19 protein-coding genes and 2 tRNA genes are annotated in these 25272 nt (G+C 75.6%); 16 read left to right on the top strand and 5 right to left on the bottom strand.

Annotation, left to right across the window (positions count from 1 at the left end; all coding sequences use genetic code 11):
* Nucleotides 1-74 precede the first annotated feature (74 nt).
* Nucleotides 75-668, bottom strand: coding sequence for a hypothetical protein (locus IEY94_RS12345; RefSeq protein ID WP_189170293.1), 594 nt, complete (start codon nucleotides 666-668; stop codon nucleotides 75-77).
* 328 nt (nucleotides 669-996) lie between these two features.
* On the opposite strand from IEY94_RS12345, the gene IEY94_RS12340 reads away from it, so the two are divergent.
* From IEY94_RS12340 to IEY94_RS12320, 5 genes are all read left to right on the top strand, one after another.
* Nucleotides 997-2172 (top strand): cryptochrome/photolyase family protein, encoded by a 1176-nt coding sequence (locus IEY94_RS12340; RefSeq protein ID WP_189170292.1) that lies wholly within the window; start codon nucleotides 997-999, stop codon nucleotides 2170-2172.
* A 28-nt stretch (nucleotides 2173-2200) separates the two neighbouring features.
* Nucleotides 2201-2689, top strand: a complete 489-nt coding sequence (locus tag IEY94_RS12335; protein WP_189170291.1) for a TspO/MBR family protein — start codon at nucleotides 2201-2203, stop codon at nucleotides 2687-2689.
* Entirely contained in the window at nucleotides 2689-4182 is a 1494-nt protein-coding gene (locus IEY94_RS12330; protein WP_189170626.1) for an SDR family oxidoreductase, read from the top strand. Before IEY94_RS12335 ends, IEY94_RS12330 begins: the two co-directional genes overlap by 1 nt.
* A 138-nt stretch (nucleotides 4183-4320) precedes the next feature.
* Nucleotides 4321-6675 carry a PAS domain S-box protein gene (locus tag IEY94_RS12325; RefSeq protein WP_306341605.1) on the top strand — a complete coding sequence of 785 codons (2355 nt, stop codon included), beginning with the start codon at nucleotides 4321-4323 and terminating at the stop codon, nucleotides 6673-6675.
* A 215-nt stretch (nucleotides 6676-6890) separates the two neighbouring features.
* Entirely contained in the window at nucleotides 6891-7418 is a 528-nt protein-coding gene (locus tag IEY94_RS12320; RefSeq protein ID WP_189170290.1) for a hypothetical protein, read from the top strand.
* A gap of 54 nt (nucleotides 7419-7472) precedes the next feature.
* Here IEY94_RS12320 and IEY94_RS12315 read toward each other — a convergent pair whose 3' ends face one another.
* Nucleotides 7473-9011, bottom strand: a complete 1539-nt coding sequence (locus tag IEY94_RS12315) for a fused MFS/spermidine synthase (protein ID WP_189170624.1) — start codon at nucleotides 9009-9011, stop codon at nucleotides 7473-7475.
* A 126-nt stretch (nucleotides 9012-9137) separates the two neighbouring features.
* Nucleotides 9138-9383 (bottom strand): hypothetical protein, encoded by a 246-nt coding sequence (locus IEY94_RS12310; protein ID WP_189170289.1) that lies wholly within the window; start codon nucleotides 9381-9383, stop codon nucleotides 9138-9140.
* A gap of 561 nt (nucleotides 9384-9944) precedes the next feature.
* On the opposite strand from IEY94_RS12310, the gene IEY94_RS12305 reads away from it, so the two are divergent.
* The gene (locus IEY94_RS12305; protein ID WP_189170288.1) at nucleotides 9945-10715 is read left to right on the top strand and encodes a hypothetical protein; all 771 of its coding nucleotides are present in this window, start codon (nucleotides 9945-9947) and stop codon (nucleotides 10713-10715) included.
* Nucleotides 10716-10981: 266 nt separating this feature from the next.
* Here the strand turns inward: IEY94_RS12305 and IEY94_RS12300 are convergent, their stop codons facing one another.
* Nucleotides 10982-12016 (bottom strand): YihY/virulence factor BrkB family protein, encoded by a 1035-nt coding sequence (locus IEY94_RS12300; protein ID WP_229783731.1) that lies wholly within the window; start codon nucleotides 12014-12016, stop codon nucleotides 10982-10984.
* 38 nt (nucleotides 12017-12054) lie between these two features.
* Nucleotides 12055-13005 carry a TolB family protein gene (locus tag IEY94_RS12295; protein ID WP_189170287.1) on the bottom strand — a complete coding sequence of 317 codons (951 nt, stop codon included), beginning with the start codon at nucleotides 13003-13005 and terminating at the stop codon, nucleotides 12055-12057.
* A 234-nt stretch (nucleotides 13006-13239) separates the two neighbouring features.
* Between IEY94_RS12295 and IEY94_RS23990 the strand changes: the two genes are divergently transcribed.
* The 10 genes from IEY94_RS23990 to IEY94_RS12245 all read left to right on the top strand — a co-directional run bounded on the left by IEY94_RS23990 (nucleotide 13240) and on the right by IEY94_RS12245 (nucleotide 25026).
* Nucleotides 13240-15939 carry a putative bifunctional diguanylate cyclase/phosphodiesterase gene (locus IEY94_RS23990; protein ID WP_189170286.1) on the top strand — a complete coding sequence of 900 codons (2700 nt, stop codon included), beginning with the start codon at nucleotides 13240-13242 and terminating at the stop codon, nucleotides 15937-15939.
* Between the two features lies 1 nt (nucleotide 15940).
* On the top strand, nucleotides 15941-17365 hold the full coding sequence (locus IEY94_RS12285; protein ID WP_189170285.1) for a GGDEF domain-containing protein: 1425 nt from the start codon (nucleotides 15941-15943) through the stop codon (nucleotides 17363-17365).
* A gap of 180 nt (nucleotides 17366-17545) precedes the next feature.
* On the top strand, nucleotides 17546-19021 hold the full coding sequence (crtI, locus tag IEY94_RS12280; RefSeq protein WP_189170284.1) for a phytoene desaturase family protein: 1476 nt from the start codon (nucleotides 17546-17548) through the stop codon (nucleotides 19019-19021).
* A gap of 13 nt (nucleotides 19022-19034) precedes the next feature.
* Nucleotides 19035-19607: an isopentenyl-diphosphate Delta-isomerase gene (idi, locus tag IEY94_RS12275; protein ID WP_373291271.1), complete on the top strand. Its 573-nt coding sequence runs from the start codon at nucleotides 19035-19037 to the stop codon at nucleotides 19605-19607.
* An 86-nt stretch (nucleotides 19608-19693) separates the two neighbouring features.
* Nucleotides 19694-20620: a polysaccharide deacetylase family protein gene (locus IEY94_RS12270; RefSeq protein ID WP_189170283.1), complete on the top strand. Its 927-nt coding sequence runs from the start codon at nucleotides 19694-19696 to the stop codon at nucleotides 20618-20620.
* A 226-nt stretch (nucleotides 20621-20846) separates the two neighbouring features.
* Nucleotides 20847-20919 (top strand) — tRNA-Glu (locus IEY94_RS12265).
* A 26-nt stretch (nucleotides 20920-20945) separates the two neighbouring features.
* Nucleotides 20946-21022 (top strand) — tRNA-Asp (locus IEY94_RS12260).
* A 601-nt stretch (nucleotides 21023-21623) separates the two neighbouring features.
* The gene (locus IEY94_RS12255) at nucleotides 21624-22592 is read left to right on the top strand and encodes an outer membrane protein assembly factor BamB family protein (RefSeq protein WP_189170282.1); all 969 of its coding nucleotides are present in this window, start codon (nucleotides 21624-21626) and stop codon (nucleotides 22590-22592) included.
* Nucleotides 22589-23674, top strand: coding sequence for an outer membrane protein assembly factor BamB family protein (locus IEY94_RS12250; RefSeq protein WP_189170281.1), 1086 nt, complete (start codon nucleotides 22589-22591; stop codon nucleotides 23672-23674). Before IEY94_RS12255 ends, IEY94_RS12250 begins: the two co-directional genes overlap by 4 nt.
* A 110-nt stretch (nucleotides 23675-23784) precedes the next feature.
* Nucleotides 23785-25026, top strand: coding sequence for a dienelactone hydrolase family protein (locus tag IEY94_RS12245; protein ID WP_189170280.1), 1242 nt, complete (start codon nucleotides 23785-23787; stop codon nucleotides 25024-25026).
* Nucleotides 25027-25272: the final 246 nt, after the last annotated feature.

The raw sequence follows: 25272 nt of genomic DNA, 5'->3' as shown, positions 1-25272 counted from the left end.
CGAACAAGATCCGGGTACGGCGAAGCCCGCCCTACCGAGGGGGTAGGGCGGACCTCGTCGGTCGGTCCGGAGGGTCAGCCGACCTGGGCGAAGCCCGTCTCCGGCGCCACGTCGTACGCGGCGAGCGAGTCCGGGCTGTTGACGTCCTGGTCGTAGACGGTCTCGACCCGGTAGCCGGCCTTGGCCGGGTTGCCGATGCAGCTCAGCGGGATGGTGGCGGTGTGGCTGGCGTTGGTGAAGGCGGCGGTACCCGAGCACACCGGCTCGTCGGCGTCGCCGGCCGGCAGCTTGTAGACGTCGACGTACGCCTCCTCCTCGAACACGCCGTACTCGACGTCGTAGTCCGCGGTGCCGTCACCGTTGGTGTCCAGCAGGAAGTCGGTGTAGGTCTCGTCGCTGTCCCAGTTCGGGTCCTGCACCGGGTCGAGCTGCTTGGCGGTCTTGTAGGTGAGCACCAGGTTGGTGCCGGACTTCTTGCCGTCGGCGTTGATGATGTCGGCGTACGGCGCGTCGGCCAGCTCGTCGTCGTCGTCGTAGACGTCGCCGCTCGGGTCGGTGATGGCCACCGGCACCGCGGGGGTCACGGCGAGCGCCGGGACGGCGAGGCCGAGCCCGATCGCCGGAACAGCGATGACGAGAGCCGCGCGCTGCCAGGTAAGGAGCTTCATCTGGAGTCTGGTCCCCTCTGAGGTTGCGGTTGCGAGCGCAGACATTACGAATGACGTCGATACGACACAAGAGGCCGAGGGGGCGATTGTTTTCACGAGCCTGAATGGGCAAGTCGCGGCCACGGCCCCATTTGTCGCCTTCAACCGATGCGCCGGCGCGGACGGGCTGGCATTCGTCCGGGGATGCGGCATCTTCACGGCCCGGCGTCCGCATGTGGACAGCCGTCATCGCGAACCCGGGAATCTCCCCGGGCCGGGCCGGCGCGGCTTCCCGGCGGCCATCGGCCGGGGCCGGCACTATGGGCTGACAACTCCCCGGAGGTATGGCATGGACACCGCCATCGTGCTGTTCACCCGCGATCTGCGGGTGCACGACAATCCCGCATTGGCGGCGGCCTGCCGGGTCGCCCGCCGGGTGGTGCCGCTGTTCGTGCTCGACCCCTCCATTCGGACGGGCGAGCCGCGCCGCCGGTTCCTCGCCGGTGCGCTCGCCGACCTGCGCGCCTCGCTGCGCGACCGCGGCGGGGACCTCGTCCTGCGCGCGGGCGACCCGGTGGCCGAGACGGTCCGGCTGGCCGGCGAGGTCGGCGCGCAGGGGGTCGCGGTCAGCCGGGACGTGTCCGGGTTCGCCCAGCGCCGGTACCGCCGGCTCGACGCGGCCTGTACCGAGCACCGGCTGGCGCTGCGGGCGTTCGACGGGCTGACCGTGGTGCCGCCGTTCGCGCTGAAGCCGTCCGGCGGCGGCGACCACTACCGGGTGTTCACGCCGTACTGGCGGCAGTGGCGGGAGGTCAGCCACCGGCCGGTCGAGCGGGCCCCGGCGAAGGTCGAGCTGCCCGCCGGCCTGGCCGTCGGGCGGCTGCCCGGCGGCGCCGGCGACGCGCCGGTGCCCGGCGGCGAGACGGCCGCCCGGCGGCGGCTGGCCGCCTGGTCCGGCGCCGACTACGTCGAGGGGCACGACGACCTGGCCGGGGACCGGACGTCGCGGCTGTCGCCGTACCTGCACTTCGGCTGCCTGTCGCCGCGCGAGCTGATCACCAAGCGGGGGGTGCCGGAGGAGTTCGTCCGGCAGGTCTGCTGGCGGGACTTCTACCACCAGGTGTGCGCGGCGTTCCCGCGGCTCGTCGACACCCCGTACCGGCCCGGCGCCGCCGACGAATGGCGGGGCAGCGACGCCGACTTCGACCGCTGGGTGGCCGGCGAGACCGGGGTGCCGCTGGTCGACGCCGGGATGCGCCAGCTCGCCGCCGAGGGCTGGATGCACAACCGGGCCCGGCTGGTCACCGCCTCGTACCTCACCAAGGACCTGGGGGTGGACTGGCGGCGCGGCGCCGCGCACTTCATGGCCGCCCTGGTCGACGGGGACGTGGCCAACAACTACGGCAACTGGCAGTGGGTGGCCGGCACCGGCAACGACAGCCGGCCGTACCGCAAGTTCAACCCGCACCGGCAGGCCGAGCGGTACGACGCCAGCGGCGGTTACCGGCGGCGCTGGGGGGTGTAGCCGGCGGCCGGGTGGGTACGTTGGCGGCATGTCCGCGCTCGCCACCCGCGCCCACCGCGGCCCCGCGCTCGGCGCGCTGGCCGTCTTCGCCGCCGCCTGCGCGGCCGTCGCCCTGCTCGGCGGGCTCGCCTCGGCCGACGCCGGGGTCGAGTACGCCGCGCTGCGCCGGCCCGGCTGGGCGCCGCCGTCCTGGCTGTTCGGTCCGGTCTGGACGGTGCTGTACGCGATGATCGCCGTCGCCGGCTGGCGGGCCTGGCGCGCGGCCGGCGCCGGCCCGCACCTGTGGCCGTACGGCGTGCAGCTCGCGCTGAACGCGGCCTGGACGCCGGTGTTCTTCGGCGCGAACGCGTACGGGCCGGCGATCGCTGTCATCGCGCTGCTCTGGCTGGCCATCGGCGCGACCGTCCGGGCGTTCCGGCCGGTGGACCGGTGGGCCGCGCTGCTGCTCCTGCCGTACTGGGCGTGGGTGACGTTCGCCGCCGGCCTGAACGTCGCGATCTGGTGGCTGAACCGCTGATGCGGGTCCTGGTGACCGGCGCGACCGGGTACATCGGCGGGCGGCTCGCCCCGCGGCTGGTCGCGGCCGGGCACGCCGTCCGCTGCCTGACCCGCTCGCCGCGCCGGCTCGCCGACGTGCCGTGGGCCGCCGACGTCGAGGTGGCCGAGGGGGACGTGCTGCGGCCGGACACGCTCGGGCCGGCGCTGTCCGGCGTGGACGTCGCCTACTACCTGGTGCACTCGCTCGGCAGCGCCGACTTCGAGGACGAGGACCGGCGCGGCGCCGCCGCCTTCGCCGCCGCCGCCCGGGCCGCCGGGGTGCGCCGGATCGTGTACCTGGGCGGGCCCGCGCCGACCGGCGGCGGCAGCTCGGCGCACCTGCGCTCGCGCGACGAGGTCGCGAACATCCTGCTCGCCAGCGGCGTGCCGACCGTCGTGCTGCGGGCCGCGGTGATCCTCGGCTCGGGGTCGGCGTCGTTCGAGATGCTGCGGTACCTCACCGAGCGACTGCCGGCGATGGTCACGCCGCGCTGGGTGCGCAACCGGATCCAGCCGATCGCCGTCCGGGACGTGCTGCACTACCTCGTCGCCGCGGCCGCGCTGCCGGGCGACGCGCACGGCGACTACGACATCGGCGGCCCCGAGGTGCTCACGTTCGCGTCGATGATGCAGCGGTACGCCCGGGTCGCCGGCCTGCGCCCGCGGGTCATCGTGGGCGTGCGGGCGCTCAGCCCGCGGCTGTCGGCGTACTGGGTCGGGCTGGTCACCCCGGTCCCCGGCAAGCTGGCCAAGCCGCTGGTGGCGAGCCTGGTGCACGAGGCGGTCTGCCGGGACCGGCGGATCGCCGCCCTGATCCCGCCGCCGGGCGGCGGCCTCACCGGCTTCGACGCCGCCATCGCGCTGGCGCTGGCCCGGACCGGCGCGGGCGAGGTGGAGACCCGCTGGTCCAGCGCCGCGGCGCCGTCGGACCCGCTGCCCACCGACCCGGACTGGGCGGGCGGCTCGCTGTACACCGACGAGCGGTCGGCGCCGGTGGCCGCGCCGCCGGAGCGGCTGTGGCGGGTGATCGAGGCGGTCGGCGGGCGGACCGGCTGGTACTCGTCCCCGCTCGCCTGGTCGGTGCGCGGCTGGCTGGACAGCCTGGTCGGCGGCGTCGGGCTGCGCCGCGGCCGGCGGGACCCGCACTCGCTGCGGCTCGGCGAGGCGCTGGACTTCTGGCGGGTGGAGGAGCTGGACCGGGGGCGGCTGCTGCGGCTGCGCGCCGAGATGCGGCTGCCGGGCCGGGCCTGGCTGGAGCTGGCGGTCGCCGCCGGCCCGGCCGGCACCCGGTACGACCAGCGGGCGATCTTCCGCCCGCACGGCCTGGCCGGGCACCTGTACTGGTGGGCGGTCGCGCCGTTCCACGCCCTCGTGTTCGGCGGGATGGCCCGCAACATCGCCCGTGCCGCGGACGCGGCGGACGGGCCCGCCGCCGCCCGCCCCGAGCGGGCCGCCGCGCGTCGCCGGCCCTGACGCGTCGCTATTGACCGGACGGATACGTCTGACGTTTACCCGCGCGCGGTAAACGCATCGGCGCGCGTTTTCGGGCCGGTGGACGGGGAAGGCGGCAGAAGGGCCCGGGAACTCCCGGGAAATGGCGACCAGAGGGGCATGATGTTCCCCGCATCCGAGCTGACCCCCGAACAGTTGCTGGACGCCGTCCCCGACGCGATCCTGCTCGTCGACGGCGACGGCGTGGTCCGGATGGCCAATGAAATGGCCGAGGAGCTGTTCGGGTACGGCCCCCGGGAAATGATCGGCGAATCCGTCGACGCGCTCGTCCCCGGCGACACCCGGAACCGGCACGCCGGGCACCGGCTCGAGTACTCCGGCGCCCCCAGCCGGCGGGCGATGGGCCGCGGCCGGACGCTGGCCGCCCGGCGCCGGGACGGCACCGAGTTCCCCGCCGAGATCAGCCTGGCCGCCCTGAGCACCGCCGGCGGGCAGCTCGTGGCCGCCGCGGTCCGGGACGTCACCGAGCGGATCCAGGCCATGGAGGCGCGGGCGCTGCTGGCCTCGATCGTCGAGTCCGCGCACGACGCCGTCGTCAGCCGCACGCTGGACGGCATCATCACGAGCTGGAACTCCGCCGCCGAGCGCATCTACGGCTACCCGGCCGCCGAGGTGATCGGCAAGGAGATCCTGGTGATCGTCCCGGACGACCAGCAGGAGATCGACCATGAGCACGACGTGCTCGCCCGGATCGCCCGCGGCGAGCACGTCGACCGGATGCGGATGCGCCGCCGCCGCGCCGACGGCACGATCGTCACGGTCTCGGTGAGCATCGCCCCCATCCACCGCGGCGACCGGATCGTCGGCGCCGCCTCGGTGTCCCGCGACCTCTCCCGGGAGGAGCTGGCCGAGGCGAAGTTCCAGGGGCTGCTGGAGGCCGCGCCGGACGCGATCGTCGGGGTCGGCCGGGACGGCCGGATCATGCTGGTCAACGCGCAGGCCGAGGCCCTGCTCGGGTACCCGCGGGACGAGCTGCTCGGGCGGCCCGTCGAGGTGCTCGTCCCGACCGACGTGCGGGCCACCCACCCGGGCCTGCGCCAGGAGTACTTCGCCGACCCGCGCCCGCGGCCGATGGGCCACCAGAGCACGCTGCTGCGGGCGCGGCGCAAGGACGGCACCGAGTTCCCGGCCGAGATCAGCCTCAGCTCGTTCGAGGCCGAGGAGGGCACTGTCGTCTCGGCGTCCATCCGCGACGTGACCGAGCGGCTGGAGGCCACGGCCGAGCGGGAGCGGCTGCGCGCGCAGGCCGAGCGGGAGCGGCTGGAGGCCCAGCTCCAGCAGGCGCAGCGGCTGGAGAGCCTCGGCCAGCTCGCCGGCGGGGTGGCGCACGACTTCAACAACCTGCTCGGCGTGATCCTCAACTACAGCGACTTCGTCGCCGAGGAGCTGGCCGCCGCGAGCGGGCAGCCGGACGGGGAGCGGTGGGCGAGCGCGCACCGGGACGTCCAGCAGATCCAGCGCGCCGCGCAGCGGGCCAGCGACCTCACCCACCAGTTGCTCACGTTCGGCCGGCGGGAGGTCGTCCGGCCGCGGGTGATGGACGTCAACGCCACCGTCAGCGAGCTGGCCCAGCTCCTGCGCCGGTCGCTCGGCGAGCACATCGAGCTGGTGGTCCGGCTGGACGTGCGGCTGCCGGCCGTCCGGTTCGACCCCGGCCAGTTGGAGCAGGTGCTGATGAACCTCGCCGTCAACGCCCGGCACGCGATGCCCGGCGGCGGCCGGCTGGTCCTGAGCACGGAGAACGTGGTGGTCGACGACGCGTACCGGGCGCAGCAGCCGGCGGCCCGGCCCGGCCGGTACGCGTGCATCCGGGTCGCCGACACCGGCAGCGGGATGCCGCCGGAGGTCGCCGCGCACGCGTTCGACCCGTTCTTCACCACCAAGCCCAAGGGTGAGGGCACCGGGCTGGGGCTGGCCACGGTGTACGGCATCATCTCCCAGGCCAACGGCCACGCCTGGCTCCAGTCCGAGGAGCGCCGCGGCACGACGGTGACGCTGCTGATCCCCGCCACCATGGAGGAGGTCGTCGAGGAGGCGGTGCCGACGCCGGCGGCGACCCGGGGCGCCGGCGAGACGATCCTGGTGGTCGAGGACGAGGTGGCGCTCGGCCGGGTCACCGGCCGGCTGCTGGAGCGCAACAACTACCGCGTGGTGATCGTCGACAACGGCGTGGAGGCGCTCGAACTGCTCGACGACCCGGCCAACGCCATCGACCTGCTGATCACCGACGTGATCATGCCGCGGATGCTGGGGCGGGAGCTGGCCGAGCGAGCGGCGCGGATCCGGCCGGGGCAGCCGGTGCTGTACATGTCGGGGTACGCGGAGCCGGTGCTCACCGAGCAGGGGACGCTGCCGGACGACGTCCGGCTGATCTCCAAGCCGTTCACGGAGCCGGAGCTGCTGGCGGCGGTCCACGACGCGCTGGCGGCGGGCCGCGCGGCCGCGCGGCGATAGCGAGCCGGCCCGTGCCGACCACGCCGACCCCCGACCCGCCCACCGCCGCGAGCGGCGCCCCCGACGCGACGCCCGGAGCCGGACGCTCCGGCGAGCCCGCGGCGGGATCGCAAGCGTCGCCGGCGGGATCGCAAGCGGCGCCGGGGGCATCGGGGTCGCCGGGGTCGCCGGCGGCAGCGGGCGGTGGGGCGGCGGGGGCGGGGTGGCGGCGCGGGGTGCTGTGGCGGTCGGCCGGGCTGCTGGCCGGGACCGCGGTGGCCGCGGCGCTGCTCATCGCCGGCGCCTGGCGCACGTCGCTGACCCCGCCGGCCGCCGCCGCGCTGGCCGGCGCGGTGGTCGCGGGCCTGGAGGCCGACCCCGCCTGGCGGGCGACGGCCGCACCGCCGGGCGACCCGAGCCGGCCGCTGTGCGCCGCCACGCCGTTCGGGGCCGACCGCGGGCTGGTCGACCGACTGCGCGGCGACACCCGGGTCTACGCGCGGGTGACCTGCTACTGGGTCCCCCCGGACGGCCGCGGCGCGCGCGCCGACCTGCCGCGGGTGAGCACGCCGCTGCGGGTCATCGTGGGCCGGCACTTCGCGTACCGCGCGCCGGTCGACGGCGAGCACCACGCGGCCAGCGTGCGCCGGCTGATCCCGCCGCGCTACCGGCCGGCGGTGGCGGCCGGGCCCGGGCCGGCGGAGCAACAGGCCCTGGCCGAGCTGGACCGGCGCGTCGACGCCCGCCGCACCCCGACACCGTGACCCCGCCCCGCCCCTGACCCGCCCCGGCACCCGACCCGCCGCCGCGGCCGGCGGTCAGCCGTGGCCGAGGAGGAGCTGGTCGACCGGCGCGTAGTCGTCGGTCAGCACCCGCGCCCCGGCCGTGAACTCCCGCAGCGCCGCCCCGTCCAGCACCGCCGCCGCCCCCGGCCCGAGCCCGGCCAGCCGGCGGCGCCACCCGTCCATCGGCAGCGGCGCCGTCGACGCGGCCACCACGAAGTTCGCCCCCTCCCGACCGGCCAGCGCCGCCGGCGTGGACACGAGCGCGACGTACGGGAACACCGCCGCGACCGTGGCCACCTGGGCCCGGATGAACCGGTACGGCGGGTAGTCGATCACGTTCTGCGCGTACCGGCCGCCCGCGCGCAGCACCCGGCGCACGTCGGCGACCAGCTCCCGGGTGCTCAGGTGCCACGGCACGACGAGGTGCCCGAACGCGTCCCCGATCAGCAGGTCCCGGCTGGCGGCCGGCTCGGCGGCGAGCCGCACCCGGGCGTCGCCGGTGCGCACCCGCAGGCCGGGGCCGGTGCGCAGGCCGAGCTGCTCGCGGTCCAGCTCGACCAGGCCCGCGTCCAGTTCGAGCACCAGGCTGTCGGTGCCGGGGCGGGTGGCGGCCAGGTACCGCGGCAGCGTGAACCCTCCGCCGCCCAGGTGCAGCACCGCCAGCGGCGCCCCGGCCGGGGCGCCGGCCTCGGCGAACGCGGCGATCCAGCGGACGTAGTCGTACTCGAGGTGCTCGGGGTCGGCGAGGTCGACGTACGAGTTCGGGGCCGAGTTGAGGACCAGCGTCCGCCCGGTCGGCCGCAGCGGGTCGACCCGGACCTCGGCGCAGTGGTACGCCGTCTCCCGGCTGCACGGGTTCGGCGCGATCGCGGTCAGCCCCGCCCCGGCGACGGCGGCGAGCGCCAGCCCGGCCCCCGCGGCGCCGCGGGCGGTCACCGCCGGCGCGCCGGCGGCCCGGCCGGTCCGGTGCAGGTACGCCCCCAGCGCCACCCCCGCGAGCCCGAGCGCCACGGCCAGGACCAGCATGATCACGCTGCTGGGCAGCGCGGCGACCAGGACGAACCCGGTGCCGAGCGTCGCGGTGACGGCGCCGAGCGTCCCGACGCTGGACAGCCGGCCGACCACGTGCCCGGTGCGGCCGAGGTCGGCGAGTTGGAGCTTCACGACCAGCGGGGTGACCGCGGCCAGCAGCGCCGCCGGGACGAACACCGCCGCCGCGGTCAGCGCGAGGATGCCCGGCGCGGAGCTGCCGCGCAGCAGCTCGCCCGCGTACCGGACGATCGGCAGCGTCAGCCCGGTCGCCACGCCGGCCAGCACGAGCGCGGGGGCGAGCAGGCGGCGCGGGTCGCGCCGGTCGGCGAACCAGCCGCCGGTCCACGCGCCGTACGCGATGGCGGCCAGCGCGAGGCCGATCACGGAGCTGCTGGTCTGCAGGGTGACGCCGACGTACGGGCCGATCAGCCGCAGCGCGACGACCTCCAGGACGAGCACGGCCCCGCTGCTGAGGAAGACGAGCCCGGCGGCCAGCCAGGACGGTAGCGCCCCGAACCCGCCCGCCGACCCGGCCGGCACCGCGGGCGGACCGGGTGCCGCGGACGCACCGGCCGGCGCCGCGGGCGGGCCGGGCAGCGGGGTTGCGTCCGCTTTCGGCGGGTCAGCCGGATTCACCCCGCCATGGTAGCCACGCGGGCGGGGTGGTCAGCGGGAACGGCGGGCGGCGCGGAGGGCGAGCCAGGCCAGGACGACCGGGCCGACGGCGGTGAGCGAGACCACGGCGGCGAGCAGCAACGCCCGCCCGGCCGAGACGCCGCCCGCCGTCGCCCCGCCCGGGGCGAGCAGCATGGCGGTCAGGACGCCGCCGCCGGCGGCGACGACCATGGCGAGCGTGACGATCAGGGCGAGCGGGGAGGTGGAGCGGGGGCGAGCGGGGAGGCGGACAGTCATGCCCGGACACGCTAGCCAGCGAATCCTCCACTGTGGTACCCCGTCGGCCGTACTGACCCCGGACGAGTGAAGGCGCCGGGGCCGCGCCCGCCACTCACGGCCGGTAACCGGCGCAGCGCCGCCGAGCTGCCGTTTCGCCGCCGGCCGCGCCCGCGTTCGCCCATACTGAGCCTTATCGGTGATTCGTCTCATTGCCCAGATGAGCTGTCGGCACGCTCTGTTGCCGCCGGGCCAACGGCCCGCAACCGCCGTTCATCGGCACAAGATCCGCATCGACCGCATTGCGGGCGCCCGGGCGGCCGAGTCCGACAAGTCAGCACCGCATTCCGCCCGATTTGAAGGGACTCAACCGGAAATGCGGTCCCCTATTCGGGGAAATCGATATCGAATTGAACCCATCGACTGCCATGGACGGCCGATCCCTTCCTGACCGTGCGAACCATTGGCCGCCATCTCCGCGCTGCCTAACCTTCGGACATGCCCCGCGAGCATCTTCCCCTCACCCGCGGGCCATCGGTCTCGGCGCGCAGGACGCCGGGCGATCGGCGCCCGCATGTGCGAATGTCGCGAAACGCTACCCTCCGTAAACAATCCGGCCACAGCGCGCACGACCTCGCCGCTGTCCGCCGCCCCGCCGGCCGCCGCGGCCGCCACCGCATCCGCCGCCGCTCACTGCTCCCCCTCGGTACCGTCCTCGGCTGCGTCGCCGGGTTGATCGTGGCGCTGGTCGTCGCCGGCCTGGTCCCGGGCACGGTCACCGCCGCCCGCACCGTCACCGCCGCCCCGCAGGACACCGCGCTGGTCGAGCGGGTCGAGAAGGCGCCGGAGGCGTCCCGCGGCCAGCGCCGCGCCGCGCCGCAGCAGACGGGCCGGGCCGAGCAGCCGACCACCAAGGTCCTCCGCCCGGTCGCCGGGCTCAGCAGCGCGCAGATGAAGAACGCGCACGTCATCGTCACCGTGGCGCGCAAGCGCAAGCTCCCCGAGCGGGCGATGCTCGTCGGCCTCATGACGGCCATGCAGGAGACCAACCTGCGCAACCTGGCCAATCCGGGCATCCCGTCGTCGCTCAGAATCAACAACGACGGCACCGGTACCGACCACGACTCGGTCGGCGTGTTCCAGCAGCGGCCGAGCCAGGGCTGGGGCTCGGTGCCCGAGCTGATGGACCCCGCGTACGCGGCCAACGCCTTCTTCGGCAAGCTCGCCCGGACGCCCGGCTGGGAGAAGCTCTCGCTCACCCGGGCGGCGCAGGCGGTCCAGCGGTCGGCCTTCCCGGACGCCTACGCCAAGCACGAGTCCCGCGCCCGCGCGATCGTCGACGCCCTGAACTGACCCCGGATCGACCCCGTCCCCGGATCGACCCCGACGTGCGCACCGACCCCGCGGACCGACGCTGACCCCCGGATCGACCCCGACCCCGCGGATCGTCCCGCCGGCGCGGGCCGTCCGCCGCGAAGTCGCCCCCGCCTCAACCGGCGCCGCCGTCCCCATGACCGATACCACGGCGCGGTCCGGCGACCGGTTCGACATCGACCGGTCCGAATATTGTGCCGCCCGGGCCCCGTCCGCTCGGCCCCGTCCGGCCGGCCCCGCCCCGGTCAGGCCCCGCCGCGGTCGGGGGTGGGCGCCGGCCGGTCCGCCGGCGGCGCCGCGTCCGGGTCCGCGAAGGCCGGCGGCTCCGGTACCGCCCGGTCATCGCGCATCGCCAGGAACGGCTCCCGGGTCGGGTCGTACCCCGCCGACGCCACCCGGGCCCGCTCCAACTCGGCGTCGAACGCCGCCCCCGCGAGCAGCACCACGTTCGAGATCCACAGCCAGACCAGGAAGACGATGACGCCGGCGAGCGTGCCGTACGTCTTGTTGTAGCTGCCGAACCGGGACGCGTACAGCGAGAACCCGCCCGACGCGACCACCCAGAGCAGCACCGCGATCAGCCCGCCGGGCGACACCCAGCGGAAGCCGCCCTGCCGGGCGTTCGGCGCGGCCCGGTACAGCGTGGCGACGACGATCCCCATCAGCAGCAGCAGGACCGGCCACTTCGCGATCCCCCACGCGGTGACCGCGCCCTCGCCCGCGCCGACCCGGTCGCCGACCCAGCGGGCCACCGGGCCGCTGACCACGATGATCACCAGGCTGGACACGAGCATCACGCCGGTCAGCATGGTCACGCCGACCTGCAGCGGGATGGTCTTCCAGGCGGGCCGGCCCTCCGGCACCCGGTAGATGACGTTCGCGGTCCGGATGAACGCGCCCACGTACCCCGAGGCCGCCCACACCGCGCCGACCAGGCCGACGATCGCGGCGAAGCCCGCGCCCCGGCTCTGCCGCAGGTTGTCCATCGCGGTGAGCACCAGGTCCCGCGCCTCGACCGGGGCGATGGCGACCACCTGGTCGATCAGGGTCCGGGCGGTGTCGTCGGACAGCAGGCCCAGGCCGGCGACCAGCACCAGCAGCGCCGGGAACAGGGAGAGCACCCCGTAGTACGTCAGCGCGGCGGCCCGGTCGGTGAGCTGGTCGCGCACCACCCGGACCGCCGTCCGCTTCGCCGCCAGCCACCAGGACCGGCCGGACAGTTCCGTGGGGCTGTCGGGGCCCGCTTCCGGCCCCGGCAGCCCGGCGTTCGTCGTCGTCACACCTCTTTCCTTACCCCCTGGCGCGATAGTCACGCCTGTCAGTAGGCGGGCTGCGACCCACGCTGGAACGGCACCCGGCCGGCCGGGGTGACCAGCACGACCCAGCTCCCGCCGCGGTGGGTGCCGGTGGTGAGCAGGCGGCTCGCGTCCACATAGGCGGGCTCGCGGTCCTGCGCGGCGCCGACGGTCCGGCTGGCGCCGGTGGCCAGGTTCTGCTCCTCCAGGTGGATCGGCTTGCGCAGGTCGGCGTCCGGGCCGGTGGCGTACGCGGTGAAGGCCAGCGCCGAGCCGTCCGGCTTGAAGGCCGGGGTGACCGCGAAGCCGGTCATCTCGCTGCCGCCGCCCCCGTACCCGGCGATCAGCCGCTCGCCGCCGGTGGCGATGGTGCCCAGGGTCAGGCAGTCGTCGACGACCGACTCGCAGTCGCCGCCGCGGAAGGCGATCCGGGTGCCGTCGGGCGACCAGGCCACGGCGTCGTCGCGGCGCAGCTTGTCGGCCAGCGTGCCGGACAGCGCGCGGGCGTCGGCCGGCGGGATCTCCTGGTCCCGGCAGGCGGCCGGGAAGAGGACGGACAGCGCGCCGCCGGCGGCCGGCACCCGGTACACGCCGGGCCCGCCGAGGCAGGCGGCCGAGGCGAAGGCCAGCGAGGTGCCGTCGGGCGACCAGGCGGCGCCGGCGGCCGGGCGGTCGGTGACCATGGTCCGGCCGGTGCCGTCGGCGTTCATGACGTACAGCCGGTCGCCCTTGAGCACCGCGAGCCGGCGGTGGTCGGGGGACCAGCGCGGGCGGCGGTGGTCGCCGCCGGTGGTGATCCTCCGCTCGGTGGCGCCCTTCGACACCCAGACGTCGCCGTCCCGGACGTACGCGACGAGCTTGCCGAAAGTGGGCGTCGCGGCCGACGCCGGCACCGGGGCCGCCACCACGAACCCCGCCGTCGCCGCCGCCGTCGCCAGGACGGCACCGAAGCCGCCGCGCATGATTCCGAACATGATGTTTCCTCCCCGTGCCTTGCCCGTCACCGGAAGCATCGTCGCAACCGGGCGGCACCTGAGTTGTTCCCGAACCGCACCCATCAGAATTTTCCGTAATAAGGGGAGTCGGGTGGTACGCGAAACGCCGGTGCCCGCCGCCGCGGTGACTCATGTCCGGCCCGGGACAGCCGAAGGGCTCAGCGCAAGCTCTTTGTGTCCGGATCGATTCTGACGGTTGGCGGTCTCGTGTCGGTGGCAATCCAGCTGGAGCGGCGACGCCTGCCGGTCGTGGTGAGCGCGGTCCTTGCCGTGCTCGCCGCCGCCGTGGCGACCGCGCCGGGGATCCCACCGCTGGTGCGCGGCGTCGCCGGCTGGGGGATCGCGGCCGGCGCGGCCGTGCTGGCCGCGCGCACGTTCGCCCGGGCCGGCGCGTACGCCGACGGGCCGCGGCTGCTGCGCACCTTCTGGCGCCGGCTGTCCGGTACCGCCATGATCACCACTGCCGGCCTGGTCGTGGCCGGGGCGGCGCCGCTCGGGCTGCCGTACCTGCGCGAGGCCGAGCTGGGGATCTTCGGGGTGGCGATCCTGCTGCTCTGCGTCGCCGTCTGGGGCCTGCCGGCGACGCCCCGGGCCGGGTACGACTGGCTGACCTTCGGCCTCGACTCGCTCACCGTGCTCGTGGCCGCGGCGCTGTTCGCCTGGCACTTCACCCTGCGCCAGTTGCTCGCCGACCCGAACGCCGGCGAGCACGCGCTGCTCGGCATCGCCCTGCTCGGCGCGGTCAGCGTGTACGTCGTCGTCCGGGTCGGCCTGGCCTGGGCCGGGCCCGTCGACCAGCTCGCCACCGCCCTGCTCGGTATGGGCCTGCTCGTCGGGATCCTGTCCGGCGCCCTGCTCATGCTGCCGTTCGTCGCCGACGCCACCCAGCTCCTCCAGCTCGGCGTGCCGGCCGCGGCCGTGCTGTGGGTGGCCGCCGCCCGGCGGCAACTGCGGGTGGTGCCCGGCCGGCACCACCGCAAGCACTCCGCGCACCGGCCGTTCAGCCTGCTGCCGTACTCCGGCGTCGTCGCCGTCGGCACGCTGCTGCTGGTCGAGGGCCCGGACGCCGGCCGCGAGGGCCGGATCATCGTCACCGGCGCCGTCGTGCTGGTCACGCTGGTGCTGGTCCGGCAGCTCGCCGCGTTCTACGAGAACGCCCGGCTGCTGCGCCGGCTCGACGCCAGCATGCAGGAGGTCCGCAACCACGAGCGGCGGTTCCGCTCGATGGTGCAGCAGGCGTCCGACATCATCGTGATCACCTCGCCGGACGGCACGGTCAGCTACGCCTCGCCGGCGCTGCGCCAGCTCATCGGCGTCGCCCCGGACGAGGCCGAGCAGCTCAACCTCACCACGTACATCCACCCGGACGACGCGCAGACCGTCGCCGACCAGACCCGCGAGGTCGCCGGGATGCCCGGCAGCGTGGCCACGTACCGGGTCCGGCTCGCCGACGCCAACGGCACGTACCGGTGGCTGGAGTTCGTCAGCACCAACCTGCTCGCCGACCCCAGCGTCCGCGGCATCGTCTCCAACGCCCGCGACATCACCGACATGCTGCGGTACCAGCAGCAGCTCACGCACCAGGCGACCCACGACGAGCTGACCAAGCTGCCCAACCGCGCCCTGCTGCTCGAGCGGCTGGAGGGGGCGCTGGCCCCGCGCGGCACCGACGTCAACGCCGGCCGGATCAGCGTCGCCCTGGTCGACCTGGACGACTTCAAGGCGTTCAACGACCGGCTCGGCCACCCCGTCGGCGACGGGCTGCTGGTCGGCATGGGCCGGATCCTGTCCCGCGCGGTCGGCCCGCACGACACCGTCGCCCGGCTGGGCGGCGACGAGTTCGCCGTGCTCATGGTCGGCGTCACGCCGGAGAAGGCGACCGAGGTGATCAACCGGATCATCACGGCGCTGGAGACCCCGATGATCGTGGACGGGTACGAGCTGCTCGTCGGCGCCAGCATCGGCCTGGCCCACGGCCACGCCGGCGAGGACCCGGCCGAGCTGCTGCGCCGCGCCGACGTGGCGCTGTACGCCGCCAAGGACCACGGCAAGGGCCGGTTCGCCGCGTACGACCTCGAACTGGACCGGCGCAGCGTGCAGCACGCCGAGCTGGGCGCCGAGCTGCGCCAGGCGCTCGGCACGTACGGCCAGCTCCACCTGCTGTACCAGCCGATCGTCACCCTGCCCGACGGCCTGATCACCGGCGTCGAGGCGCTGATCCGCTGGCAGCACCCGCGGCGCGGGCTGATCCCACCGAGCGAGTTCATCCCGGTCGCCGAGCGCACCGGCCTGATCGTCCCGCTCGGCCGGTGGATCCTGCGCGAGGCCGCCGCCCAGGCCGCCGCGTGGGCCAACGACCCGACCGCCGCGCCGATCACGATGAGCGTCAACGTCTCCGCCCGGCAGCTCCGCGAGCCGGGCTTCCCGGAGGAGTTGTCGGCCGTCCTGGCGGAGACCGGGCTGGAGCCGTCCCGGTTCATCGTCGAGGTCACCGAGACCGCCGTCTTCGACAGCGACGCGGCGCTGACCGCGCTGCGCGGGGTGTCCCGGCTCGGCGTGCGGGTGGCGCTGGACGACTTCGGCACCGGCCACTCCTCGCTCGGCCTGCTGCGCACCTGCCCGGTCGACGTGCTCAAGGTCGACAAGTCGTTCGTCGACGGGGTCACCGGCACCGCCGAGCAGGCCGCCATCGCGATCTCGCTGATCCAGATCACCACGACCATGCGGCTCGCCGCGGTCGCCGAGGGCGTCGAGACGGCCGACCAGGCCCGGGTGCTGCACGACCTCGGGTACCGGCTGGCCCAGGGGTACCACTTCTCCCGCCCGGCCAGCCCGGAGCAGATCCACCAGATGCTCGCCGTCGCGTCCGCCGAGCGGTACGCCAGCGGCGCCAGCCGGCACCGGGCGGCCTGACATGGTGCGCCGCGGCTACTTCACCGCGTACCTCGTGCTGTCGCTGACCGCGACGGCCGCGCACGCGCTGCTGCCCGAGCGGGCCCGGGCCTTCACCTACGTACTCATCTCCGCCGGCGCGCTGATCCCGCTGCTGTACGGCCTGCGCCGCGGCGTGCTGACCGCGCGCCCGGCGAACTGGCTGATCATCTCGTCGATGGGCGTCCTGGCGATCGGCAACGCCTGCACCTCCGCCGCGCAGTTCGGCCACCCGGCCCTCGGCGCGGCCGGCGAGGTCGCGGTCAGCCTGGGCCACATGCTCGCGCTGGCCTCCGCGCTCGGCATCGCCGCCATCCGCGGCCGCAACGACATCGGCGGCCTGCTCGACGTCGGGGTGGCCTCGACGGCCGGCGGCGGCCTGCTCTGGACCATGGTCATCCAGCCCTGGCTGGTCGACACCCCGGTCGGCTCCCAGCTCGGCCTGCTGGTCAACATCCTGGTGCTGGTCGGCCTCGTCGGCACGCTGGCCCGGCTGGCCCAGACCGCGGGCGAGCCGATCGTCTCGCTGCAACTCGTCCTGGCCGGGCTGATGGTCGTGCTCGCCGTGAACGTCGCGCTCGCGACCACGGTCGGCTCGCTGACCGGGCCGCGGCCCGTCTGGGCCGAGGTCGCCTTCCTGGTGACGTACACGCTGTTCGGCGCGATCGGCCTGCACCCGTCGAGCCGCCGGTTCGCCGAGACGCCGCCGCACCGGCACGAGCCGCTGAGCCCGCGCCGGCTCGCGTTCCTCGGCCTCGCGCTCGCCGTCGGCCCGGTGTTCGGCGCCGGCCGGGTGCTGGTCGGCCTGCCGGTGGACGGGCTGCTGCTCGCCCTCGGCACGCTCTCCACGGTCCCGCTGGTGATGCTGCGGATCGGGTACCTCGCCGGCCAGCGCACCCGGGCCGTCCGCGAGCTGGAGCACCGGGCCACCCACGACCCGCTGACCGGCCTGGTGAACCGCGCGGAGTTCTACCGCCGGCTGAGCGCCGCCCTGACCCGCCCCGGCCGCGGCGACGTCCTGGTGATCTTCGCCGACCTGGACGGCTTCAAGGCCGTCAACGACCGGCTCGGCCACGCCGTCGGCGACGACCTGCTGATCGCCGTCGCCCGCCGGCTCGGCCGGGTGGTCGCCACGGCCGATACGCTGGCCCGGTACGGCGGCGACGAGTTCCTGCTGCTCTGCGAGACGGCCACGCCGGCCGCCGCCCGGGCCGGCATCGAGGAGCGGATCCGGCGCGCCCTGGCCGAGCCGTTCGACCTGGCCGGCGAGCACGTCCGGGTCGGCATCAGCCTCGGCGCCGTGGTGGCCGACGCCGGGGACAGCGCGGACGCCGTGATCGACCGCGCGGACACCGCCATGTACGCCGCCAAGCAGCGCCGCGGGCCGGACCTGGCCGCCACCGCCTGACGCCGTTCGATGCCCCCGGCGCGGCCGGATCACCCGGATGCTGCGAATTTGTCGGTGTCGCGTACCCGGCCGGGGGGCTGGTGTCGGGGTACGGTAACCAGCGTGTCTGGGGTGGGCGGTCCGGCGGCGAGCGAGGTCCCGGCCGCCCGCGCGAATAAGTTGATCCAGCGAGTACCGTCGATGCCATCGGCCACCGCCGAGCACGTCGTGGTGGTCGGCGCGGGCCTCGGCGGCCTGTCCTGCGCGCTGTACCTGGCCGGCGCCGGCCGGCGGGTCACCGTCGTCGAGCGCGAGCCCATCCCCGGCGGCCGGGCGGGCCAGCTCGCCCTCGACGGGCACCTGCACGACACCGGCCCGACCGTGCTCACCATGCCGGACCTCATCGCCGACGCGCTCGCCGCCGTCGGCGAGGAGCTGGGCGACTGGCTGACCCTGACCCGGCTGGCCCCCGCGTACCGGGCGTTCTACCCCGACGGCTCCACGCTGGACGTGCACGCCGACGTCGAGGCGATGGCCGACGAGATCACCGCCGTGTGCGGCCCGCGCGAGGCGGCCGGGTACCGGCGCTTCGTCGCCTACGCCGCCCGGCTCTGGCGGATCCAGCGCGACGACTTCATCGACCGGAACCTCGACTCCCCGCGCGACCTGCTCACCCCCAACCTGGCCCGGCTGGTCGCCGCTGGCGGCCTGCGCCGCCTCGACCGCAAGATCGCCCAGTTCTTCCGCGACCCGCGCACCCAGCGGGTCTTCTCGTTCCAGGCCATGTACGCCGGCCTGGCCCCCCAGCAGGCCCTGGCCCTGTACGCGGTCATCGCCCACCTGGACTCCATCGCCGGCGTCTACCACCCCCGCGGCGGCCTGCACGCCGTCGCCCGGGCGCTGGCCGGCGCGGCGGAGAAGCACGGCGTCACCTTCCGGTACGGCACCGCCGTCGCCCGGGTCGAGGCCGCGCACGGCCGGGCCACCGCGGTGCTCACCGCCGACGGCGACCGCATCCCCGCCGACGCGGTGGTGCTCAACCCCGACCTGGCCGCCGCGTACGACCTGCTGCCCGGCCCGCCGCTGCGCCGCCGGCTGCGCTACTCCCCCTCCGCGGTCGTGCTGCACCTCGGCGCCACCGCGGAGTACCAGCGGATCGCCCACCACAACATCCACTTCGGCCGCGCCTGGCGCCGCACCTTCGCCGAGGTGATCTCCGACGGCACCCTGATGTCGGACCCGTCGCTGCTCGTCACCAACCCGAGCCGGACCGACCCCACGGTCGCGCCCGCCGGCCGGCACACCTACTACGTTCTCGCCCCCGTACCCAACCTGGACCGCGCGCCGTTCGCCTGGCGCTCCGGCCTGGGCGACTGGTACGCCGACGCGCTGATCGCCACGCTCGAGGAGCGCGGCTACCGCGGCCTCGGCGCCTCCGTGCGCAGCCGGCGCGTCGTCACCCCGGACGACTGGGCCGCATCCGGCCTGGCGGCGGGCACGCCCTTCGCCGCGGCGCACACCCTGCGCCAGACCGGGCCGTTCCGGCCCGGCAACCGGCACCCGGCGCTGCCCAACGTGGTGTTCACCGGCTCGGGCACCCAGCCCGGCGTCGGCGTCCCGATGGTGTTGATCTCCGGTCGGCTCGCCGCGGCGCGGCTGACCGGGAATCCGAGGTGAGCGAGGTGGCACAGTGAGCGCAGTCGGCGCCCCCAGCGGCATCGGCGACCCGGCCAGGCCCCGGGAGCAACTCCCCGTCGAACTCGTCGACGCCGACGGCACCGCCCGCGGCAGCACGACCGTCGGCGCGGCGCACGCCTCACCCGGCGAGCTGCACCGGGCGTTCTCCGTGGTCCTGGTCGACCCGGCCGGGCGGGTGCTGCTCCAGCGCCGCGCCGCCACCAAGACCCGGTTCCCCGGCCGCTGGGCCAACACCTGCTGCGGCCACCCGGCCCCCGGCGAGCCGGTGCCCGAGGCCGCCCAGCGCCGGCTCCGGGAGGAGCTGGGCGTCACGGTCGCGCTGACCGAGGTCGGGCGGTACACGTACCGCGCCGAGGACCCGGCCAGCGGCCTGGTCGAACACGAGTACGACCACGTCCTGCGCGGCGTCGTGCCGGCCGACCTGACCATCGAGGCCGACCCGGCGGAGGTCGACGAGGTCCGCTGGGCGGAGGTGGCCACCGTCCGGACGGCCGTCCGGGCGGCCCCCCAGGCGTACGCGCCGTGGCTCGCCGGGGTCCTCAACGCGCTCACCGAGGCCGGCTAGCCGGGAAACATCCACCCTTTTTGGTATTCATCGGGGGTGTGTCGGGGCGCTACCGTGGGGGCACCCCCAAGGTTCGGAGTACCCCCGTGACCCGACGCCTCACCGTGCTCGGCGCCGCCCTCACCGCGACCCTGCTGCTCAGCGCGCAGGCCGTGGCGGGCTGGCTCGACCGCCCCACCGCCACCGCGCTCACGCCGGCCGCGGCGACCCAGCCCGCGCCGGCCGCCCCCGGCCGCGGCGCCGGGGCCGACCGCGCCACCGGCACGTCCCGGCCCGGCGCGGTCGACCCCGGCGCGACCGGCCCCGGGGCGTCGGGCCCCGGATCGGCCCGGCCCGGCCCGGCGCGGCCCGGCCGCCCGACGGCCGGCCCCGCCACCTCCCGCCCACCCGCCAAGCGGCCGGGCCGCCCCACCAGCGGGGTGTTCGCCGCGGGCGTGGTCACCACCACCAAGGGCCGCGGCGTCTCGCTGACCTTCGACGACGGCCCGGCGCCGGGGTACACCCCGCAGGTGCTGGCGATCCTGCGGGCCAACGGCGTCCGGGCCACGTTCTGCGTGGTCGGCACCCAGGCGCGCGCCCACCCCGAGCTGATCCAGCAGATCGTCCGCGAGGGCCACCAGCTCTGCAACCACAGTTGGAACCACGAGCTGAACCTCGGCCGCGCCCCCGCCAGCCAGATCCGGGCCAACCTGCGCCGCACCAACGACGCCATCCGCAAGGCCGTACCGGGCGTCCCGATCCGCTTCTTCCGCCACCCGGGCGGCAACTGGACCCCGACGGCGATCCGGGTGGTCCGGGAGATGCGCATGATCCCGACCGGCTGGACCGTGGACCCCCGCGACTGGGAGCGCCCGCCGGCGTCCCGGATCAGCGCGGCGGTGCTGGCCGGGTCGCGCCGCGGCTCGATCGTGCTGCTGCACGACGGGGGCGGGGACCGGCGCAGCACGGTGGCGGCCTGCCGGACGATCGTCCCGGCCCTGAAGCGCAAGCTCCGGGTGGTGCCGCTCAGCTAGCGCCCTGCTCCCGACCGCGGGGTCGCTCGGGCCCGGGCCGGGGGGCGGGGTGGCGGCCCGGAGGGTGGATTGGCTCGGGGTTCGGCGATCGCGTATGCTGGCCGAGCCTCCGGCGGTGCCGGACGTGAGTGCGGCATGTTCGGGTTCCCGGATGTCGGGGTTGCGGTCTCGCCAAGGTTCGCCTGGCGCGCACCGTACGCCCCGCATATGCGAGGATGACGACGCCGCCCTCATCGTCTAGCGGCCCAGGACGTCGCCCTTTCAAGGCGGTAGCACGGGTTCGAATCCCGTTGGGGGCACGGACCGGCCTCGGCCGGTTGCACGAGGTCCTGTGGAGCAGTTGGAGTGCTCGCCGCCCTGTCAAGGCGGAGGTCGCGGGTTCAAGTCCCGTCAGGACCGCCAGATCCACCCGGAGATCGCCGGCCGCTCTGTGCGGTCGGCTTTTTTGCGGCTCAGTGCGGGCAGCCCCGACCCCCCGCGCCGCCTTCCCCTCTCCCGCGCCTGCGATCCAGAATTCGCCCATACCTTTCTATTCGGGCATTAATGCATCGGTCTCGGGCGCGGCGCTTGATGTGACTGACCGGGCGGATACGGCTCCTCGGGGCAGTACCAGCCGGGGCGACGGCGAGCCGGTCTCCCCGCGTGTCCACAAAGGGCTTTCGCGGTACCTCGGTCGGCCTCGTGGCCGCCCGACCCGTGGTCCCGTGAGCGCAGCCGGCCACCGTACTCGCCACCTCGCCGCGCAGACCCGCTCCGGCGGCGGCCGGCCTGGCGTACCGGCGCCGGGGTCCGCTCTAATCAGGAGCCGGTGGGCATCCACCGACATCAGCGTACGGGGGTACCGGTGAAAGCACGGGGGACGGTGACCAGGCGCGCCCTGGTCCTGGCCGGCGCGGCAGCGGCCGGCACGATTCTGGTTGGGCCGGCGGCGCCCGGCGGCCCACCGGTCGCACGGGCGGAGGCCCGCGGGGGCACACCCGCCACCGGCCGGCGCGGCCATGCGGTGCGGCAGAGGTGGCAGGTACCCAGCGGGTCCGCCGACCACTACCTCGCCGCGGCCGATCAGCGGGTCTTCCTGCTCGTCGACGGCATCGCCTGCCACCGGGCCGACACCGGCGCCCGCGCCTGGTTCGCCCCGATGCTGCTGAGCAACTACTTCCAGTTCCTGGCGCCGGGCGGCGACGCGCTCTACAGCTTCCTGACCCCCGTCGTCGGCAACGCCGTCCAGTGCGTCCTCGATTGCCGGGACAGCGCCACCGGCGCCGCGCGCTGGCAGCGCCAGCTCACCGAGTTGGTCGAGGCGCTCGCCGGGCACCGCGACGGCGTCCTCACCATGTCGCGGAACGACGGCATGCAGGTGACCGGCTACGACGCCGACGGCGAGGTCCGCTGGCGGCGGACCGGGGAGCTGCTCGGCCCGGTGGTCGACGGCGCCGCCCTGGTGGGCGACCCGCGCGGCACCGCCCTGGTGGACGCCCGCACCGGCGTGCCGCGCTGGCGGATCCGACCCGGCCGGTTCGCCGCGCTCGCCACCTCGCCCGACGGCCGATTCGCCACCGGGTACGGCGACCTCGGCGGGGTCCCGCCGCACGTGGCCCGCATCGACCTGCGCGACGGCAGCGAGCGGTGGCGACGCGCCGGCGAGGTCGACGCGGCGGCCGACGACGGCGCGAACCTGGTCGTCTCCGGCAACCACCGCGAGACGACGGGCCTGGACCCGGCGACCGGCGCCGAGCGCTGGCGCACGGCCACCGCCGGGGATCTCGCCCTCACCGCCGGCCTGGCCTGGATCCTCGTCGGTTCGGACACCCGCGTCGTCGACGCCGCCTCCGGGGCGCAGGTGGCGACCCCGTTCGCCGCGGCGCCCCGCCGCAGCACGGTCGTCGGCGACCTGCTCGTCACCACCGACGGCGCCCATCTGACGGCCTACGGCCCCGACCGCGCCGCGGCGCAGCCGGGCGGTACCCGATGAGCGCCCGCGGCACGGTACGGCTGGCGCTGCTGCTCCTGCTGGTCGCGGCCCTGACCACCCCGGCCGCAGCCGCCGCCGGGCCGGCCGGCCCCACCGCGGTCTGGCGCGTCGACCTGCCGTACGCCGATGCGCGCTCGCCGATCGTGGCCGCCGGCGACGCCCTGTTCGTCGCCTGCCGGGACGCCGTGGTGGCGCTCGACGCGCGCACCGGCGCCGAGCGCTGGCGGCACCCGGTGACCGTGCCGTGGACGGCCCGGCTGGCCGCGGAGGGCCGCCACGTCGCGCTGGCGTACTCGGTGGCGAGCCGCAGCCACGAGGTCCGGGTGCTGGACGCGCGCACCGGCGCGGCGCAGTGGTCCCGACGGCTGGGCATCGTGCCGGTTCTGCTGACCGCCCCCGGAATGATCATCGTCGACGTCGACAAGGAGGCGCCGATGGGCGAGACGCACCGGGCCTTCCGCAGCACCGACGGCACTCCGCTGTGGACCGCGGAGGACCTCGGCCACCACGCCAGGGTCGTCGGCCGCCGCCTGGTCGGCGACGACCGCGCGATCGAGCTGGCCACCGGCGCGGTCGCCTGGACGGCCACCGCCTTCCGCGACCTGAAGGTCTTCGCCGTCTCCCCCGACGGCCGGCGCGCCACCGGCACCGCCCGGGTCGCGCCGGACTTCGCCGACGCCGTCGTCCGGGTCGACGGCGCGAACGGCACCGTACGCTGGCGGTCGGCGGGCCGCGCGGAGCTGGCCGCCGGCCACGACGACGGCCGCCGGGTCTACCTGGCCTCGTCGCCGCGGGCCGGGTCGCCGCGGGTCACCGCGCAGGACGCGGGCACCGGCGCACCGCTGTGGTCCCGCCCGGGCCGGGCGTACCAGGACCTGTTCGGGTTCGGGATGTTCACCGCCGGCGGCCGGCTGCACGTCCACGAGGACCTGTTCTGCCACACCGCCGACCCGGCGACCGGCGCGGAGCGGCCCACCCCGGTCCTGGACGGCGGCTGCGAGGACGCCCTCACCGCCGCCGACCTGGTGATCTACCGCGACGCCGACCGCATCACCGCCCACCCCGCGGCCACCGGCCGCTGACCCCGCCGGGCGGGCCGCGGTGGCCCCACCCCGGTAACGGGGGCTAGCCCCACCGGGCATGGGGTGGTGGGCGGCGTGTGCCGTGGTCCGGCCGGCGCCAGGCTGGACGCATGATGCTTGCGAAGTGGGGCGGCCTGGCGCTCGCGGCCGCGATGGTGGTGCCGGCACCGGCGGATGCACGGGCCGCGGCGCCGAACGGCGCCGGCGGGCGCGGCACGGTGGTGTCGAGTACGCCGGTACTGGGCCTGGATGCCCGGCAGGTCGAGGACCTGCTGCGACCGCTGGGGGTCCACGTGCCGGAGGCGCGGCACGGCGTGGACGCGTACCGGGTGGTCTACCGCACGGTCGACGTGCGCCGCCGGGCCACCACGGCCAGCACGCTGGTCGTGCTGCCGCGCACCGACGCGGAGCGACTGCGGCCGGCGGTCTGGCTGCACGGCACCCAGTCGTACCGCCGGGACGCGCCGTCGGTGAGCGAGTGCTGCGACCGCGCCGCGGGGGTGCTGTTCGCCTCGCTGGGCTACGCGAGCACCGTGCCGGACTATCTCGGCCTCGGCGAAGGACCCGGTACGCATCCGTACTTCCACGCCGCGACCACGGTGAGCGCGTCGGTCGACGCGCTCCGCGCCACCCGCCACTTCGCCGCGCGCCGGGGCCGGGCCGTGGGCGGGCCGGTATCGGTGTCCGGCTTCTCGCAGGGCGCCAACAGCTCGTTCCTGCTCGCCCGGGCGCTGCAGCGGGGCGCCGACCGCCACTTCACGCTCGGCGCGCTCGCCCCGATCAGCGGCGCGTACCACCTGTTCGACGTGGAGTGGCCGGCCGCGCTCGACGGCACGGTGGATCCCCGCGCGGCGACCTACTACCTGGCGTACCTCACGGTGGCCTGGAACCGGATCTACCACCTGTACCGGGACGAGTCAGCGGCCTTCAAGGCGCCGTACGCGGGGCGGGTGGCGACGCTCTTCGACGGGGAGCACACGATCGAGGAGACCATGGCGGGCCTGCCGGCCGAGCCGGCCGACCTGTTCCGGCCGGGGTTCATCCAGCGACTCCGCCACCCCACCGGCGCGCTCGCCCGGGCGGCGCGGACCAACGACGACGCCTGCCGGCGGTGGAAGCCGTCGGCGCCGGTCCGGATGTACGCCGCCCACGGCGACCCCGAGGCGGTGTACGCCAACAGCGTGCGGTGCACGGAGTCGCTGCACCCCGCCGCCGACGTGACGCTGACCGATGTCGGCGACGTCGACCACATCACCTCGCTCGTCCGGTCGGTTCCACGCGTCGCGACGTGGTTCGCTTCGCTAAACGCGGAGCCGACCTCGCGGGGTGGTTCGGCACTGCCGAACGGCTGAGCCCGGCACCGCTGACGGCCGGAGGCCGCAGCGGCAGGGGGTCCCGTACCTCTGACCCGTGACATGCGCTTCACCCCATCCGGATGGGGTGAAGCGCATGTCACCTTGCGGGCTCGGGGCACGACTGTGACAGCCATGGCAGCCTCGGCATCGTCCGGTCGCTGGTCGCACCGGATTCATCCTGAGGTCCCCCCGCTTTCCCGGAGTGGGGTTACCTGCCGCCGGTTGGCGTCGGGGTGGTGCTGA

Origin of the sequence: Pilimelia anulata, from assembly GCF_014647895.1 — a bacterium.
GTDB classification, from domain to species: domain Bacteria; phylum Actinomycetota; class Actinomycetes; order Mycobacteriales; family Micromonosporaceae; genus Pilimelia; species Pilimelia anulata.
Note: the sequence above shows the minus strand (reverse complement) of the source record. Positions and strands in the feature narration are given on the sequence as shown.

Excerpts from the sequence above, each read along its gene's own strand:
- crtI (WP_189170284.1), top strand. The coding sequence starts at position 17,546 with ATGCCATCGGCCACCGCCGAGCACGTCGTGGTGGTCGGCGCGGGCCTC.
- IEY94_RS12285 (WP_189170285.1), top strand. The coding sequence starts at position 15,941 with ATGGTGCGCCGCGGCTACTTCACCGCGTACCTCGTGCTGTCGCTGACC.
- IEY94_RS12345 (WP_189170293.1), bottom strand. The coding sequence starts at position 668 with ATGAAGCTCCTTACCTGGCAGCGCGCGGCTCTCGTCATCGCTGTTCCG.
- IEY94_RS12310 (WP_189170289.1), bottom strand. The coding sequence starts at position 9,383 with ATGACTGTCCGCCTCCCCGCTCGCCCCCGCTCCACCTCCCCGCTCGCC.
- IEY94_RS12340 (WP_189170292.1), top strand. The coding sequence starts at position 997 with ATGGACACCGCCATCGTGCTGTTCACCCGCGATCTGCGGGTGCACGAC.
- IEY94_RS12305 (WP_189170288.1), top strand. The coding sequence starts at position 9,945 with ATGTCGCGAAACGCTACCCTCCGTAAACAATCCGGCCACAGCGCGCAC.
- IEY94_RS12295 (WP_189170287.1), bottom strand. The coding sequence starts at position 13,005 with ATGTTCGGAATCATGCGCGGCGGCTTCGGTGCCGTCCTGGCGACGGCG.
- IEY94_RS12335 (WP_189170291.1), top strand. The coding sequence starts at position 2,201 with ATGTCCGCGCTCGCCACCCGCGCCCACCGCGGCCCCGCGCTCGGCGCG.
- IEY94_RS12330 (WP_189170626.1), top strand. The coding sequence starts at position 2,689 with ATGCGGGTCCTGGTGACCGGCGCGACCGGGTACATCGGCGGGCGGCTC.
- IEY94_RS12245 (WP_189170280.1), top strand. The coding sequence starts at position 23,785 with ATGATGCTTGCGAAGTGGGGCGGCCTGGCGCTCGCGGCCGCGATGGTG.
- IEY94_RS12325 (WP_306341605.1), top strand. The coding sequence starts at position 4,321 with ATGATGTTCCCCGCATCCGAGCTGACCCCCGAACAGTTGCTGGACGCC.
- IEY94_RS12250 (WP_189170281.1), top strand. The coding sequence starts at position 22,589 with ATGAGCGCCCGCGGCACGGTACGGCTGGCGCTGCTGCTCCTGCTGGTC.